Annotated in this window: 16 protein-coding genes; 9 read left to right on the forward strand and 7 right to left on the reverse strand. The window is 51.1% G+C overall.

Annotated features, from left to right (window positions below; all coding sequences use genetic code 11):
* Nucleotides 1-70 precede the first annotated feature (70 nt).
* Nucleotides 71-775 carry a hypothetical protein gene (locus tag AAZR23_RS04270; RefSeq protein ID WP_434690729.1) on the forward strand — a complete coding sequence of 235 codons (705 nt, stop codon included), beginning with the start codon at nt 71-73 and terminating at the stop codon, nt 773-775.
* Nucleotides 776-1,034: 259 nt separating this feature from the next.
* Complete coding sequence (locus AAZR23_RS04275; protein ID WP_434690732.1) at nt 1,035-2,258, forward strand: hypothetical protein; 1,224 nt, start codon at nt 1,035-1,037, stop codon at nt 2,256-2,258.
* Between the two features lie 160 nt (nt 2,259-2,418).
* Here the strand turns inward: AAZR23_RS04275 and ychF are convergent, their stop codons facing one another.
* Nucleotides 2,419-3,510, reverse strand: coding sequence for a redox-regulated ATPase YchF (gene ychF, locus AAZR23_RS04280; RefSeq protein WP_046892242.1), 1,092 nt, complete (start codon nt 3,508-3,510; stop codon nt 2,419-2,421).
* 106 nt (nt 3,511-3,616) lie between these two features.
* Nucleotides 3,617-4,207, reverse strand: a complete 591-nt coding sequence (pth, locus tag AAZR23_RS04285; RefSeq protein ID WP_166707690.1) for an aminoacyl-tRNA hydrolase — start codon at nt 4,205-4,207, stop codon at nt 3,617-3,619.
* A gap of 302 nt (nt 4,208-4,509) precedes the next feature.
* Between pth and AAZR23_RS04290 the strand changes: the two genes are divergently transcribed.
* The gene (locus AAZR23_RS04290; RefSeq protein WP_046892240.1) at nt 4,510-4,779 is read left to right on the forward strand and encodes a stress-induced protein YchH; all 270 of its coding nucleotides are present in this window, start codon (nt 4,510-4,512) and stop codon (nt 4,777-4,779) included.
* A gap of 120 nt (nt 4,780-4,899) precedes the next feature.
* On the opposite strand, the gene prs is transcribed toward AAZR23_RS04290, so the two are convergent.
* The 3 genes from prs to lolB all read right to left on the reverse strand — a co-directional run bounded on the left by prs (nt 4,900) and on the right by lolB (nt 7,413).
* The gene (gene prs, locus AAZR23_RS04295; RefSeq protein ID WP_107679870.1) at nt 4,900-5,847 is read right to left on the reverse strand and encodes a ribose-phosphate diphosphokinase; all 948 of its coding nucleotides are present in this window, start codon (nt 5,845-5,847) and stop codon (nt 4,900-4,902) included.
* 76 nt (nt 5,848-5,923) lie between these two features.
* Nucleotides 5,924-6,799, reverse strand: a complete 876-nt coding sequence (gene ispE, locus AAZR23_RS04300) for a 4-(cytidine 5'-diphospho)-2-C-methyl-D-erythritol kinase (RefSeq protein ID WP_107679840.1) — start codon at nt 6,797-6,799, stop codon at nt 5,924-5,926.
* Nucleotides 6,784-7,413: a lipoprotein insertase outer membrane protein LolB gene (gene lolB, locus AAZR23_RS04305; RefSeq protein ID WP_107679841.1), complete on the reverse strand. Its 630-nt coding sequence runs from the start codon at nt 7,411-7,413 to the stop codon at nt 6,784-6,786. Before lolB ends, ispE begins: the two co-directional genes overlap by 16 nt.
* A 280-nt stretch (nt 7,414-7,693) precedes the next feature.
* On the opposite strand from lolB, the gene hemA reads away from it, so the two are divergent.
* The 6 genes from hemA to AAZR23_RS04335 all read left to right on the forward strand — a co-directional run bounded on the left by hemA (nt 7,694) and on the right by AAZR23_RS04335 (nt 13,542).
* A complete protein-coding gene (gene hemA, locus AAZR23_RS04310) occupies nt 7,694-8,956 on the forward strand; it encodes a glutamyl-tRNA reductase (RefSeq protein WP_046892237.1) in 1,263 nt (420 codons plus the stop codon).
* Between the two features lie 37 nt (nt 8,957-8,993).
* Nucleotides 8,994-10,076, forward strand: coding sequence for a peptide chain release factor 1 (gene prfA / locus AAZR23_RS04315; protein WP_046892236.1), 1,083 nt, complete (start codon nt 8,994-8,996; stop codon nt 10,074-10,076).
* Nucleotides 10,076-10,912 carry a peptide chain release factor N(5)-glutamine methyltransferase gene (gene prmC, locus AAZR23_RS04320; protein ID WP_112549715.1) on the forward strand — a complete coding sequence of 279 codons (837 nt, stop codon included), beginning with the start codon at nt 10,076-10,078 and terminating at the stop codon, nt 10,910-10,912. Before prfA ends, prmC begins: the two co-directional genes overlap by 1 nt.
* Entirely contained in the window at nt 10,909-11,715 is an 807-nt protein-coding gene (gene sirB1, locus AAZR23_RS04325; protein ID WP_046892234.1) for an invasion regulator SirB1, read from the forward strand. The genes prmC and sirB1 overlap by 4 nt, the downstream gene beginning before the upstream one ends.
* A gap of 66 nt (nt 11,716-11,781) precedes the next feature.
* Entirely contained in the window at nt 11,782-12,633 is an 852-nt protein-coding gene (gene kdsA / locus AAZR23_RS04330; RefSeq protein ID WP_127376746.1) for a 3-deoxy-8-phosphooctulonate synthase, read from the forward strand.
* A gap of 6 nt (nt 12,634-12,639) precedes the next feature.
* Nucleotides 12,640-13,542 carry a TIGR01212 family radical SAM protein gene (locus tag AAZR23_RS04335; protein ID WP_052927469.1) on the forward strand — a complete coding sequence of 301 codons (903 nt, stop codon included), beginning with the start codon at nt 12,640-12,642 and terminating at the stop codon, nt 13,540-13,542.
* Nucleotides 13,543-13,586: 44 nt separating this feature from the next.
* On the opposite strand, the gene AAZR23_RS04340 is transcribed toward AAZR23_RS04335, so the two are convergent.
* Nucleotides 13,587-14,036 carry a methyltransferase family protein gene (locus AAZR23_RS04340; protein WP_434690740.1) on the reverse strand — a complete coding sequence of 150 codons (450 nt, stop codon included), beginning with the start codon at nt 14,034-14,036 and terminating at the stop codon, nt 13,587-13,589.
* A gap of 81 nt (nt 14,037-14,117) precedes the next feature.
* Nucleotides 14,118-15,839, reverse strand: coding sequence for a C4-dicarboxylic acid transporter DauA (dauA, locus tag AAZR23_RS04345; protein WP_434690743.1), 1,722 nt, complete (start codon nt 15,837-15,839; stop codon nt 14,118-14,120).
* Between the last annotated feature and the right edge of the window lie 87 nt (nt 15,840-15,926).

Here is a 15,926-nt window from a genome sequence, read left to right on the forward strand (position 1 = left end):
CGTTAACGCATTTAATAATTTTATTTTTATTCAGGAGCGGCCTTTTAACGACTCTGTGAAAGAAATGAAAATGCATATAAAAAGCAGTGATGACTATATCGATAACAATGCGTATGTGAAATTTGATGGTTGTGGTGGATTACTGATGCTGGAAAACAATAAGGTCGTTAAATCCCGGATAAAAGAGCATGTTATCGTCAATGTCTTTAACATCAGGATAAATAAGCAGGATGAAAACTGGCGCTATAATATGACATTTAAACTGTCTGATATTGACCAGTATGGTGCTGATAACACATTTATGGTTCAAAGACAGCACGGAAAATTCCTGACTGACCGCAACGGGAAAATAACAAAATCGGAAGATACGTCTTATGCCACGCTCGGTGATGAACGTATGAAATTCAAAGCGGAGACCCGCTTTTTAAGTGATAAGAAAGGACGGTTGTCAAAATTGGACAGAGTCAGTACACAACCAAATGACAGCTCAAATACACGCTATTTTTATGATGACAAAGACCGCTTAACACGAACCCGGTCAGATACCACAACGGAAGAATATACCTATACGGCGGATGGTAAACAATCAGGCAGTACAATGGTTCAGACATTTTCCACAACCGAAACAACCGTGACAACATGCAAAGACTGGAATAAATTCGGCAGATGCACGCGTGCAGAACAGGATATAACGGTGTTAATTGAAAGTGAGAATGGTGAAAAGGACGGTGTCTATAAGCATCATGCGGAAATTAATTATGAGTATGTTTATTAATTTAGGGTGTTACGCTGTTTATTTTAACGGAAATCTGAGTGACAGCGGGTATATGAATGATGATAAAAAAAGTTAATGTTGTCACAGGAGTGCTCCTTACTTTTTGTAAAGACAATGTTATGCGGAAAATAATTATTTAATATACCGGGGAGTATTTCCCCCGGATGCTGGTTTTTCATATAAACACCCGGGAGAAACACACAATGTGTTCTCCGGTTACAACATAGAAATGTGAGTAAATAAGAGGATGAACGACGGTATGACCAATTATACGGATGTAACGGTAAAAGCACAGAATGCCGGACCCGGCCTCTGCTTTTTATTATTGCTGGCGGCCTGGGTTGTCGTGTTTTTCATACCGGACACTATTTTTATTGTTGTACCCGGGATGATTGGTTTTGCACTTCTGTTTTTTATTTACTACCTGGCATCGGAAGGGCACCTTGCAGCTATTTTGGGCGGAGTCATTGTAAGCTTCATTTTGATGGCAATCGCTGCGGCAATCCCCGTTATTGGCTGGATACTCCTGGTATGCTGGATATTTTACAACATCGTGAGGGCATTTGAGAGCATTCAGAATTTGCTGCCGGATGCCCTGTTGAGCGCGGCACTATATGGCAGTCTCTTAATTCCTGTCATCTGTCAGTTTAATTATTACGGCAGCAGTAATTTATTACTGACGATAGGATGCGGAGTTGTCTACCTTATCGCAGCAGCGGGATGTGTTGTGCGTATCAGCGAGCGTTCGGATACGACAAAACACAGCCTGTTTCTCTTTTCAGTTATGCTGCTCTCTGTACCGATGATTGTGCTGCTGATTGTGTCAATTGTCGCCTCGCTGCGTGCTGCATTCCGGACGAGCCTGGTAAAAACAACCACGAAACTTCCTCAGTCGGTGAGCGGATACACTACAGCCCGGGGAACGGTTGTTGCCGGCTACACGCGCAATGTTACTCAGACAGTAGTCTCCACCGTGATTGTTCCCGGCGCCGGCGCCGTGGGGGCATCGTTAACCGGTTCACTGGCTGAATTAAGCGCAGCTGCGGATGAACCGTCTGCCAAACGATTGAATGATGAAAAAAAACAGTGCTGCGCGACGAACAAAGATCATCACTTTTATCGTTATGATGGGCTGAATGATAAAAAAATCGGTAACTTTATTCAGGCTGTTGCCGGAGCCGGAACATTACCGCCTCTTAAAAAAGAGGATGTCCTTGTTTACTTTGATGAAACACTGATGGGTAAAGGTGATCGTGGCGTAGTGTTAACCGATGAGGCTATCTATTGTTTACCGGGCATGTTTGAGGATGAAGAGAAATTCTTCACACGGTTCAGTAATATCGGGAAGGTCACTTTTTCCGGTGCGCTGAATAAGCAAATTACTCTCTGGCTGAAAGAGGGAAAAAAACAGAAAATCACACTGACTCAATCCAACGCCGGTGCTAAAAAAGTCTTCGAAATGATTAAGCTGGCAATTGCCTGAGAAACGGGTTCAGTGCTGCGGAGCATTTTTTCGATTATTATCCGGCGAAGCTGAGAGGGGTTGTAAGTATCCTAATAAAAATCCACGCAATAGCGTGGATTTTATGGTTTTTCTGATGCTAGTGAGATTTAATGAAACCTCATGAGGCAATAGACTTTAGTTACACATTAAACAGGAAATTCAGCACGTCGCCGTCTTTCACAATATAATCTTTGCCTTCTGCACGCATTTTACCGGCTTCTTTTGCACCTTGTTCGCCTTTGTACTGGATGAAATCCTCAAATGCGATGGTCTGGGCGCGGATAAAGCCTTTTTCAAAGTCGGTGTGGATTTTACCGGCTGCCTGCGGCGCGGTTGCGCCGACAGGGATAGTCCATGCACGGACTTCTTTTACACCGGCGGTGAAGTAGGTTTGCAGGTTGAGCAGGGCGTAACCGGCGCGGATCACGCGGTTCAGACCCGGTTCTTCGATACCGAGGTCAGCCATAAACTCTTCGCGGTCGCCATCTTCCAGCTCAGCGATATCAGATTCAATTGCCGCGCATACCGGCACAACCACTGAACCTTCTTTCTCTGCGATTTCACGCACCTGATCCAGATACGGGTTGTTCTCAAAGCCATCTTCATGGACATTGGCAATGTACATAGTTGGTTTCAGTGTCAGGAAGCTCAGGTAGCGGATCGCCCCCATTTCTTCTTTGTTCAGGTTCAGCGTGCGCAGCATCTGTGCGTTTTCCAGCAGCGGCAGGCATTTTTCCAGTACTTCCAGTTCCAGTTTCGCGTCTTTATCGCCGCCTTTGGCACGTTTCTGCACACGGTGAATAGCGCGTTCGCAGGTGTCGAGGTCAGCCAGCGCCAGTTCGGTATTGATGGTATCAATATCTTCTGCCGGGTTAACACGGCCGGAAACGTGAACAATGTTATCATCGTCAAAGCAGCGGACAACGTGACCGATAGCTTCTGTTTCGCGGATGTTGGTCAGGAACTGGTTACCCAGACCTTCACCTTTGGATGCGCCTTTCACCAGACCGGCGATATCGACGAATTCCATGGTGGTCGGCAGAATACGCTGTGGTTTTACGATTTCCGCCAGTGCATCCAGACGGGCATCCGGCATCGGCACTACGCCGGTGTTCGGCTCAATTGTACAGAACGGAAAGTTCGCCGCTTCAATTCCTGCTTTGGTCAGCGCGTTAAACAGCGTTGATTTCCCGACGTTCGGCAGACCGACGATACCACATTTGAAACCCATAAATTCTTCACCTTAAAAATGACAGCAGACCAAAACGGCCTGCAAGCACGTTAAATAATTGCCGCCGATTATACACGGTTACGGATAAACAGACGATACCTGCGGCTCACTGACCGGCTTTAAATGTATGCAGACGTGAAATGGCTTTTGCCATGCCGTCTTTCATCAGCACATCGGTGCAGCGTACCGCTTCATCGATGGTTTCATCTATCAGTTGCTGTTCAGAAGCCGGGGGCTTGCCCAGCACAAAACCGACCACTTTACTTTTATCACCCGGATGGCCGATGCCGATACGCAGGCGATGAAAGTCCGGGTTGTTGCCCAGCTTGCTCTGGATATCTTTCAGGCCGTTATGGCCGCCGTTGCCGCCGCCGAGTTTCATTTTTGCCACGCCGGGCGGGAGATCCAGCTCATCATGTGCCACCAGAATTTCATCCGGGGCAATCTGATAGAAACCGGCGAGGGCGCTGACCGCTTTTCCGCTCAGGTTCATAAAGGTAGCCGGTACCAGCAGACGGACATCATTTCCCTGAATATTCAGGCGCGCGGTATAACCGTAAAACTTACTTTCTGATTTTAATGACTGGTTATAACGGCGGGCCAGTTCATCCACATACCAGGCACCGGCATTGTGGCGGGTTTGGGCGTATTCCGCACCGGGGTTGGCCAGCCCCACAATTAATTTTATCTGACTCACACTTGTATCACTTGTTGTTCAGGCAGGTTTGACTGCAAAGAGGGTTATTCTACCCGTCACCCGCGCGGAGTACAAAAGAAACGTCCTTCCGGGACGGGTGTGACTATTTGTGCAATAATTTAGTGATGAATTATTAAATTTCGCTTTTTGGCACAATAAGCCAAATAAAATGTTTTATTTTTGGTCTGTGTGATCTGAACCGCAACATATTACGGCAAATTCAGGCTATACTTAGTGTCAAGAAGGAATTCCTGCTTTCGTACTTTGAGTTGTTAAAAGACAAAAGAGTGGCGGAGGTCCCTATGAAACGTAAATTATCCTTATTACTCGGTAACCTGCTGATGGTTGTCGGTATGTTACTGATGGTCGGCAGCATGGCCTTTACTGTCAGTGTCCTTATTTTCGCACTCCCGTTACCGGATATTTATTCCGAAGCCTCTCTGATGGGGATCTTTATCGGTGCTCTGGTATGGCTGGGCGGAGCCGGTCTGAGCGGGCGTCGTGAATCCATCGCGGATAAATATTACTGGCTGCGTCATTTCCACAGCCGCTATCGCCGCCGGATGCCGTAACACGGGTGTCATAAAATAACCGGGAACGGTTATTACCCTCTGCGGTTAAATACCTGCCAACAAAAAACCCGTTGTGTTCACAACGGGTTCAGACACGCAATGTGTACGCTGATGGTTAAATCAGTGCTCGAACATCGCGGAGATAGACTCTTCATTGCTGATACGGCGGATGGCTTCTGCCAGCATTCCGGATAAAGTCAGTGAACGGACTTTATTCAGTGCTTTAATTTCCGCTGATAACGGAATGGTGTCACAGACAATCACTTCATCAATCACAGAATCTCGGATATTGTTGACCGCGTTGCCGGAGAAGATAGGGTGAGTTGCGTATGCAAACACACGTTTCGCACCACGTTCTTTCAGTGCTTCCGCAGCTTTGCACAGCGTGCCCCCGGTATCGATCATATCGTCAACCAGTACACAGTCACGACCGGCAACATCACCGATGATATGCATCACCTGAGAAACGTTCGCACGCGGGCGGCGTTTATCAATGATAGCCATATCAGTGTCGTTCAGCAGTTTGGCGATCGCACGGGCGCGGACCACACCACCGATATCCGGAGAAACCACAATCGGGTTATCCAGATTTTTCTGTAACATATCTTCCAGCAGGATAGGGCTGCCGAATACGTTATCAACCGGGACATCGAAGAAGCCCTGAATCTGCTCAGCGTGAAGATCTACTGTCAGCACACGGTCAACACCCACACTTGAGAGGAAGTCAGCGACCACTTTCGCGGTGATTGGCACACGCGTGGAGCGGACGCGGCGATCCTGACGGGCATAGCCGAAATACGGGATAACAGCAGTGATACGACCCGCAGAAGCACGGCGCAGCGCGTCAACCATAACAACCAGTTCCATCAGGTTATCGTTGGTTGGTGCACAGGTAGACTGGATGATGAATACATCACCACCACGCACGTTTTCATTGATTTGAACACTGACTTCACCGTCGCTGAAACGACCGATTGCAGCGTCTCCGAGGTTAGTGTACAGGCGGTTGGCAACACGTTGTGCTAGTTCCGGGATGGCGTTACCAGCAAAAAGCTTCATATCAGGCACGAGAAAAACCTCAGGCATGCGTCCAGAGAGATTGAATTGTGAACCTGAAAGCGTCCGGGGACGGAATCAGGGGCAATTACAGTAGACCAGCGCGGAACTGATGAAGCGGCGAAATGTTGACACCACGTGCCACAAAGCCCTTCACCCACGCCGGCGCGTTAATTAACACCTGTCGGGCGGCTGCCTGGTTTTCGAACTCTCCGAACACACATGCACCCGTACCGGTCAGGCGTGACGGGGTATATTGTAGCAGCCAGGAAAGAAGATCATCAACCTCACGAAAACGTTTTCTTGCAATCGGTTCACAGTCATTTGCGTACGGAGCCTGTAATAATGCGGGCAGAGAGCGGATTGGCGTATCGCGAATTAATTGCGGATCTGTGAAGATAAGCGGTGTCGGAACCGAAATTCCGGGGTGTGCGACCAGATACCAGCGCTCCGGCGGAGATGCCGGGTGCAGAATTTCGCCTATTCCTTCAGCAATGGCCGCATGACCCCGGACAAAGACCGGGACATCGGCACCGAGTGTGACTCCGAGTTCTGCAAGCGTGTCGTCAGGTAACTGTAACTGCCAGTGATAGTTGAGTGCGATAAGCACTGTGGCCGCATTGGAGGAACCGCCGCCGATACCGCCGCCCATCGGCAGCACTTTTTCAACGGCAATATCCGCACCGGGCAAACCGGCGGTCAGCTGATGCTCCCTGGCATAGTGTTGTAACAGACGGGCTGCGCGGATCACCAGGTTCTGCTCATCCGGTACGCCGGCAAGCGGAGTCAGCAGACGGATCACACCATCAGTGCGCGGTGTGATTGTGACACTGTCACCATGATCCAGAAACTGAAAAAGGGTTTGCAGAGTGTGATAACCGTCCGCACGGCGGCCTGTGATATACAGAAACAGGTTCAGTTTGGCGGGGGATGGCCAGGTCAGAGATGTCAGTTGAGTGTCCATGAATCCATTTTCAGCTTAATACGGTTATCACCCTGTTCGATATCCAGGCGGTTCGGCAGTTGCGGGGACACTTTTTCATCATAAGACTGATAAGTGACTTTCCACTTTTCCATGCCCTGCGACCAGTTCAGTGCTTTCAGGTGATACTGATTACTGATGGCATAAGACTGCGCATCGCCCGGCAGGCCGACAATCCACTGACGCAGGTTTTCCATCGGGATGGCCATGCCGGTCAGCTGGTAAATCATACTGTCCGGGTCATCACTGTAATATTTCTGACCTTTGTTATCAGTAAGCTGTGTCTGTCCGTCTTTGACAATCAGTTCGAGTTCGGTACTGCCGACCGGGTTGGTGAGCAGCAGTTTGTAGCTGTCAGGAGAGTACTGCTGCCAGAAAAAACGGGCATAGGTTTTTTGCGTTGCGCCGATGTAGGCAAACGACCCGCGTGTCTGGTAACGCTGTAACTGATTAATGTGTTGTGTCTGTGCTTTCCAGCCGGCAGAAGTGGCGGAAACATCGCCTTTCTCTGTATTGTCGGGCAGGGTACAGGCGGCAAGTATCAGGCTGCACAGAGGCAGTAACCGGATAAAGCGCGGGAATTGAATAGAGGCCACGTTGTAATTTCCTTTAACAACTTATAAAAGCAATAACAGTATTGTGCCTGTTTCAGTGGCTGTTTCCTACCTCTCTTACGCTGATTTACGCAATTATCCGTGCCGTGAATGCCTCCTGTTGCGCATCATATTATGTGCTTATTATCACTGTTTCCTGTTTAACGCTTTAATTGCACGGAACCGGCTGCTAAAATGCATGCAGTTATCCTTAGTAAGGGTGTTGATTTCCGGTATACTTAACCGGTATTTTACACACTTACCCCGGTCTGTATTGCAGGATATGACTTTATTAGCACTCGGTATTAATCATAAAACCGCCCCTGTGGCCCTGCGTGAGAAAGTGACTTTCTCACCGGACAGCATGGAAGCGGCATTAACCAATCTGCTCGAACAACCGTCCGTGAGCGGCGGCGTTGTGCTGTCTACCTGCAACCGGACAGAAATCTATCTCAGTGTGGATGAACAGAACGATCAGCGCGATCAGCTGATTGACTGGCTGTGCCGCTATCACAACATCAACCCGCAGGAACTGATGTCCAGTCTTTACTGGCATCAGGATAATGACGCCGTCAGTCATCTGATGCGCGTGGCCAGCGGGCTGGACTCTCTGGTGCTCGGCGAGCCTCAGATCCTGGGGCAGGTCAAAAAAGCCTTTGCACAATCGCAGACATGCCGTTCACTCTCCCGTGAACTGGAGCGCCTGTTCCAGAAATCCTTTTCTGTTGCCAAACGGGTGCGTACTGAAACTGATATCGGTGCCAATGCGGTATCGGTGGCGTTTGCGGCCTGTACACTGGCGCGTCAGATTTTCGAATCCTTATCCAAACTGAATATCCTGCTGGTCGGGGCGGGGGAAACCATCGAACTGGTTGCCCGTCATCTGAATGAGCACGGCGTAAAACATATGATGATCGCCAACCGTACCCGTGAACGGGCCCGCGTGCTGGCGCAGGAAGTCAATGCAGAGGTGATCACACTGCCGGAAATCGACAGCCGGCTGGCGGAAGCGGATATTGTTATCAGCTCCACGGCCAGCCCGTTGCCGATTATCGGTAAAGGTATGGTGGAACGCGCACTTAAAGCCCGGCGTAATCAGCCTATGCTGCTGGTGGATATTGCGGTTCCCCGTGATATTGAAGCCGATGTCGAAAAACTCAGTAACGTCTATCTCTACACTGTGGATGATCTTGAGGCGATTATTGAGCACAATCTGGCACAACGCCAGGTGGCGGCACAACAGGCAGAATCCATTGTGGTGCAGGAAAGCGGACATTTTATGGAATGGCTGCGCGCCCAGAGCGCGGTAAACACGATCCGTGAATACCGCGAACAGGCCGAAGAGATCCGCGCCGCGATGGCCGCCAGAGCGGTGGCACTGATTCAGCAGGGGCATGACCCGGAAGAGGTCATCAACCAGATGTCGCAGCAGCTGACCAACCGCCTGATCCACGCACCGACCAAATCACTTCAGCAGGCCGCCGGCGATGGTGATACCGGCCGCCTGACTCTGTTACGCGACAGCCTCGGGCTGGAGCATCATTAACTTCCTCTATATTATTTTTTAAGGTAGCAGACTACGAATGAAGCCTTCTATTGTCGCAAAACTGGAAGCATTGAAAGAACGTTATGAAGAAATTCAGGCGCACCTTGCGGACGCCGATGTTATCGCTGATCAGAATAAATTCCGTGCTCTGTCGAAAGAATATGCGCAGCTGACTGACGTTGCGAAATGTTTTGAAGCCTGGCAGACCATTCAGGATGATATCGAAACCGCGCAAATGCTTCTTGATGATCCTGAAATGAAGGAGATGGCACAGGAAGAGCTGAAAGACGCAAAACTGCGGAATGAAACCTTAGAGCAGGAATTACAGGTCTTATTACTGCCGAAAGATCCGGATGATGAACGCAACTGCTTCCTGGAAGTCCGTGCGGGCACCGGCGGTGATGAAGCCGCGCTGTTTGCCGGTGATCTGTTCCGGATGTACAGCCGTTATGCGGAATCACGCCGCTGGCGGATTGAGATTATGAACAGCAATGACGGCGAGCACGGTGGTTATAAAGAAATCATCTTCAGAGTCACCGGTGAAAACGCATACGGTAATCTGAAGTTTGAATCCGGCGGTCACCGCGTGCAGCGTGTGCCGGAAACCGAATCCCAGGGACGTATCCACACCTCTGCCTGTACTGTTGCGGTACTGGCGGAAGTACCGGAAGCGGAACTGCCGGATATCAGCCCGGCGGATCTGCGTATTGATACCTTCCGTTCATCCGGTGCCGGTGGTCAGCACGTTAACACCACGGACTCCGCTATCCGTATCACCCATATTCCGACCGGGATTGTGGTGGAGTGCCAGGACGAACGTTCACAGCACAAAAACAAAGCCAAAGCTCTCTCAGTGCTGGCTGCACGTATCAAGGCAGCAGAAGAATCCCGCCGTCATGAGGCTGAAGCCTCTGAGCGTCGTAATCTGCTGGGTTCCGGCGACCGTTCGGATCGTATCCGCACGTATAACTTCCCGCAGGGGCGTGTGACCGATCACCGCATCAACCTGACGCTGTACCGTCTGGATGAAGTGATGGAAGGCAAGCTGGATGCACTGATCCAGCCGCTGGTGAATGAATATCAGGCAGATCAGCTCGCGGCGCTGTCTGAGCAGGAGTGATGACGTTCCGGACATGGCTGGCGGAGGCTGTCAGCCGTTTAAGTCACAGCGACAGCCCGAAACGGGATGCGGAGATTCTGCTGACGTTTGTCACCGGCCGTACCCGCAGTTACATTATTGCGTTTGATGAAACCGCGCTCAGCGGGGATGAACAGCAGCGCCTTGAGGCGCTGCTCGTCCGCCGGGAGCAGGGCGAACCGGTGGCGTATATCACCGGTGTGCGTGAGTTCTGGTCACTGCCGCTGGAAGTTTCTCCCGCCACGCTGATCCCGCGGCCGGATACCGAATGTCTGGTGGAGGCCGCGCTGGAATTGTTACCGCCGTCATCCTGCGATATTCTGGATCTCGGTACCGGCACCGGTGCCATCGCACTGGCACTGGCCTCTGAACGGCCGGATTGTCATGTGACCGGGGCGGATATTCAGCCGGATGCGGTGGCACTGGCGCAGCGTAATGCCGCCCGCCTGGGACTGACAAATACGGCGTTTAAAGAAAGTCGCTGGTTTGCTTCACTGCCGATTCATCAATTTGCTATGATAGTGAGTAATCCCCCATACATTGATGAAAATGATGAGCATCTGGTGCAGGGGGATGTCCGTTTCGAGCCGCGCAGTGCGCTGGTCGCCCCGCAGAACGGTCTGGCCGATCTGGCGGAAATTGCTGTGCAGTCCGTACATTATCTGACACCCGGCGGGTGGCTGATTGTGGAACATGGCTGGCGGCAGGGAGAGGCTGTCCGTGAACTGTTCCGGGAAAACGGATTTTGCCGGGTGGAAACCCGCCGCGATTATGGCGGAAATGATCGGGTTACTTTAGGTCAACGGGAAGAGAAATGAAAAGCATTGCCGATTTTGAATTCAATGGTGCGCCGTTACTGAACGGCATTATGTTAGTGCTGAAAACTGTCCGCCCTGATTTTGACCGGGAAAAGGCAGAAACACACATCAATGAACTTATCCGCCAGACCCGTAAGCGCCTCCCGCCGCAGTCCGACGAACAGACCTGTTTACAGACACTGATTACCCTCTTTTATCATAAATGGCAGTTCGGTGGTGCCAGCGGTGTTTATTCACTGTCTGACACGCTGTGGCTGGACAATGTGCTGCGCACACAGCGCGGTTCACCGGTTTCACTCGGCATCCTGTTCCTGCATATTGCACAGGCCATCGGTCTGCCGGTTGTGCCGGTGGTTTTCCCGACCCAGCTTATTCTGCGGGCGGATCTTGATGACGATACGCTGTTTATCAATCCGATTAACGGCGATATTCTGGATCAGCACACGCTGGATGTCTGGATTAAAGGCACGGTCAGCCCGGCGCATCATCTCACCGGGGATGACCTTGAAGAGGCCGAAAACAGCCATGTGGTGCGCAAATACCTCGACAGTATTAAAGTCGCGCTGATGGAAGAGAAAAAAATGGAGCAGGCACTGAAAGTCAGCGAAACCATTTTATTATTTGACCCGGATGATCCGTATGAAATCCGTGACCGCGGGCTGATCTATGCTCAGCTGGATTGCAGTCATATCGCGATTTCCGATCTGAACTATTTTATTGAGCAATGTCCGCAGGACCCGGTATCGGAAATGATAAAAATGCAGATCCACACATACGAACAGCAGCATATCGTTCTGCATTAATAAACTGATACCGGTTTAGTGATTTCCATAAACGCAATTTAATTGCCTCTGCCAAAAGGTTATACCATGCAACAGAAAGTCGTATCTATCGGGGATATTCGTGTCGGCAATGCGCTGCCGTTTGTTCTGTTCGGCGGCATGAATGTACTTGAATCCCGCGATCTGGCGATGAAAATCTGCGAACATTACGTGACTGTCACGCAGAAGCTGAATATTCCGTATGTCTTCAAAGCCTCTTTTGACAAAGCAAACCGCTCTTCCATCAACTCTTACCGTGGTCCGGGTCTTGAGGAAGGGATGAAGATTTTTGAAGAGCTGAAAAAAACCTTCGGCGTTAAAATTATTACTGATGTTCACGAATCCTGGCAGGCACAGCCGGTGGCGGATGTGGTGGATGTGATTCAGTTACCGGCTTTCCTGGCGCGTCAGACTGATCTGGTGGAAGCGATGGCAAAAACCGGCGCAGTCATTAACATCAAAAAACCGCAGTTTATCAGCCCGGGGCAGGTTGGTAATATCGCGGATAAATTCCGTGAAGGCGGTAATGATCAGATCATTTTATGTGATCGCGGCGCAAACTTTGGTTATGACAACCTGGTTGTGGATATGCTGGGCTTTAAAGTGATGGAAAAAGCTTCCGGCGGTTGCCCGGTGATTTTCGATGTCACGCACTCCCTGCAATGCCGTGACCCGTTTGGTGCCGCATCCGGCGGTCGCCGTGGTCAGGTGGCTGAACTGGCCCGTGCCGGGATGGCGGTTGGCCTGGCCGGTCTGTTCCTGGAAGCGCATCCGGACCCGGATAATGCCCGTTGTGATGGTCCTTCCGCACTGCCGCTGGCAAAACTGGAACCGTTCCTGCAGCAGGTTAAAGCGATTGACGATCTGGTGAAAAGCTTCCCTGAGCTGGATACCGAATAATTTCCGATGCAGCTTCACACAGTCGTTAACATGTTCGGCGCTGATCTTCAGCGCCGTTATGGCGAAAAAATTCATAAAATCACCCTCCATGGCGGCTTCAGCTGCCCCAACCGTGACGGCACTCTCGGGCGCGGCGGTTGTACCTTTTGTAATGTGGCCTCTTTTGCGGATGAAAATGCACAGTATGATTCTATTGAGGATCAGCTGAGTCAGCAGTCCGTCAAAATCACCCGCGCCAAACGTTATCTCGCGTATTTTCAGGCGTATACCAGTACGTATGCGGAAGTGGAACTGCTGCGAAAAATGTATGAGTCCGCACTGACACAGGCGGATGTGGTCGGATTATGTGTCGGCACCCGGCCTGATTGTGTGCCGGAGGCGGTGCTGGATCTGCTTCAGCATTATCAGCAGCAGGGCTATGAAGTGTGGCTGGAGCTGGGATTGCAGACCGCACATGATAAAACCCTGAAACGCATCAACCGCGGTCATGATTTTGCCTGTTATCAGGCAACGACCCGGGCGGCCCGCGAACGCGGACTGAAAGTGTGCTGTCACCTGATCAGCGGTCTGCCGGGAGAAACCGCCGCTGATAATCTCATTACACTTGAGCGTGTGCTGGATACCGGGGTTGAGGGCATCAAACTGCATCCGCTGCATATTGTGGACGGCAGCACGATGGCAAAAGCCTGGCGGGCGGGGCGCTTACCCGTGATTTCGCTGGAAGAATATGTTGCCACTGCCGGAGAGATGATCCGCCACACGCCACCTGATGTGATTTATCACCGTATCTGCGCCAGTGCACGGCGTCCGACCTTACTGGCACCGGACTGGTGCAGCAACCGCTGGCTCGGTATGAACGGCCTGTGGCAGTATCTGCTGGCAAACGGCGGTCAGGGCAGCGCTCTCTGATTTACAATATCTGATTTACAATATCTGATTTGCAATATTCGCAATCACAGCCAGCGTCGTGTCTGCTGACAATATGCCGTCCATTCCTGTTTAAATTTTCCGGCAAGGAATTTCTCTTCCTGAGGAATGCTGAACAGATCGGTGATCAGCCAGAAAATCAGTCCGCTGATAAGAAAATAATATGAATGGGTCAGCAGCGCAAACCCGGCACAGGCCGTGGTCAGTGCGAGATAGACCGGATTGCGGGACAGCCGGAACGGCCCGCCGGTGATCAGATGCGTGGCTTCGCCGAGCGGGTTCGGTGTGGTGTTATGGCGGCGGAAGTACACCAGTGATGCACCAATCCAGCCGAGGCTTTCCAGCCCGATCAGTATGGCTGAAATACCGCTCCATCCGCTGAACTGAATAACCAGTGCATCTTTGGCATACAGCCAGGCGGCAGCAATGCCATTGATAATCAGCCAGTTAAGAAACGGAAGACGAAATACAGTCATGATTTTTCTCCGGTGCCGGATAAAGAAACGGCGGACTTTTCGCCCGCCGCTGTATTCAGTATAACCTGACTGCTGACATTATCATGCCTCAGATGTCACACCGCTCATCAGCCCCAGTTCAATCAGAGCCTTACTGACTGACGGATAAAAACTGATTTTATTCTCAACCGGTACGATACGTGCCCGCGCCAGGGTTTTCAGCGGCTGAAACGGAATATCAGTAACGACAATATGTGTGTCCACACCGGCTTCATCAATAAAACGGCGAAACGCTTTTAATCCGCCCGCATCCAGTACCGGCACCGCATCCCATTGCATCACAATCGTGTGATAGCCGGTACTTTTGACTTTCAGATCATCAAAAATCCGTTCCGCAGCAGCAAAGAACAGCGGGCCGTTAATACGGACAACCAGCAGACCTTTATCGTGATCAGTATAAGAGGATTCACTCAGGCGCGTCATATTAGCGATACGGCGCATAAACAGCAGTGAAGCCAGCACAATCCCGACACTGATGGCGATCACCATATCAAACAGCACGGTGAGGCTCAGGCACAGCAGCAGCACGATAATATCGTCTTTCGGTGCGCGGCGGATAAGCTCAATCACTTTTGCTGCTTCACTCATATTCCAGGCCACCATCAGCAGCAGGGCTGACATCGCCGCCAGCGGCAGATAAGAGAGCAGTGGTGCCAGAACCAGCAGGGTCAGCAGAACCAGCAGGGAGTGGATAATGGCAGAGACAGGCGATGTGGCTCCGGCGCGCACGTTAGCGGCAGAGCGGGCAATCGCGGCAGTGGCGGTGATACCGCCGAAGAACGGAGCGGCGATATTACCCAGCCCCTGACCCAGCAATTCCCCGTTAGAGTTATGCTTCTTACCGGTCATCCCGTCGAGCACGACGGCACAAAGCAGCGATTCAATCGCGCCGAGCATTGCCATCGAAAACGCCGCAGGCATCAGTGCTGTAATCGTGGCCCAGCTGAATACAAATTCTTTGCCGTCCGGGGTCGGTAAATTCCACGGCAGGATAAATTGCGGCAGAATCGGCGGGATACCCGCGCTCTGCGTGCCGTCCGCCAGGGTATAACTGAAGCGGGAACCGATGGTGGCGGCGTCCATACCGAACATTGACAGCAGCAGCATGACCAGCATCCCGGCAATCACGGCGGGCAGGTGGCCGGGCAGGCGCAGTTTCAGTTTCGGCCAGTAGATCAGCACCAGCAGGGTGGTCACACCGATCAGGGTATCGGACAGATTAATGGTCGGCATCGCTTTAACGAGGGCGATCACCTTATCCACATAGTTTTCCGGCACATACGCCATGGTCAGGCCGAAAAAATCTTTCACCTGCATGGTGGCGATAGTGATCGCAATCCCCGAGGTGAAACCGAGCACCACGGAAATCGGAATATATTCAATGAGTTTACCGAAACGCGCGAGGCCCATCGCCAGCAGGATAATCCCGGACATCAGCGTGGCTATCAGTAAGCCGCCCAGTCCGAACTGCTGGGAAACGGGGTAGAGGATCACCACAAATGCTGCGGTTGGTCCTGAAACACTGAAACGGGAGCCACCGGTTACCGCAATGACAATACCGGCGATAGCGGCGGTATACAGACCATATTGCGGTGCCACACCACTGCCGATAGCCAGTGCCATGGCCAGCGGGATAGCAATAATCCCGACGGTGATACCGGCAATGGTATCTTTTATCAGACGGGAAACGGAGTAAGGCTGTTTCCAGCATGAGTCAATTAATGCAGAAAAAAGAGATAATCCTTTAAATGTTGAAATTTTCATTTCCGGACAACTGTCACCTCTGAGTCATATGAAAAAAATAGGGAGACGCCAAAGCGCATTAGTGTACGCAAAACAGAGAGAGATTTA

This window comes from Morganella sp. Je.2.23 (assembly GCF_051129855.1).
Classification (GTDB): Bacteria; Pseudomonadota; Gammaproteobacteria; order Enterobacterales; family Enterobacteriaceae; genus Morganella; species Morganella sibonii.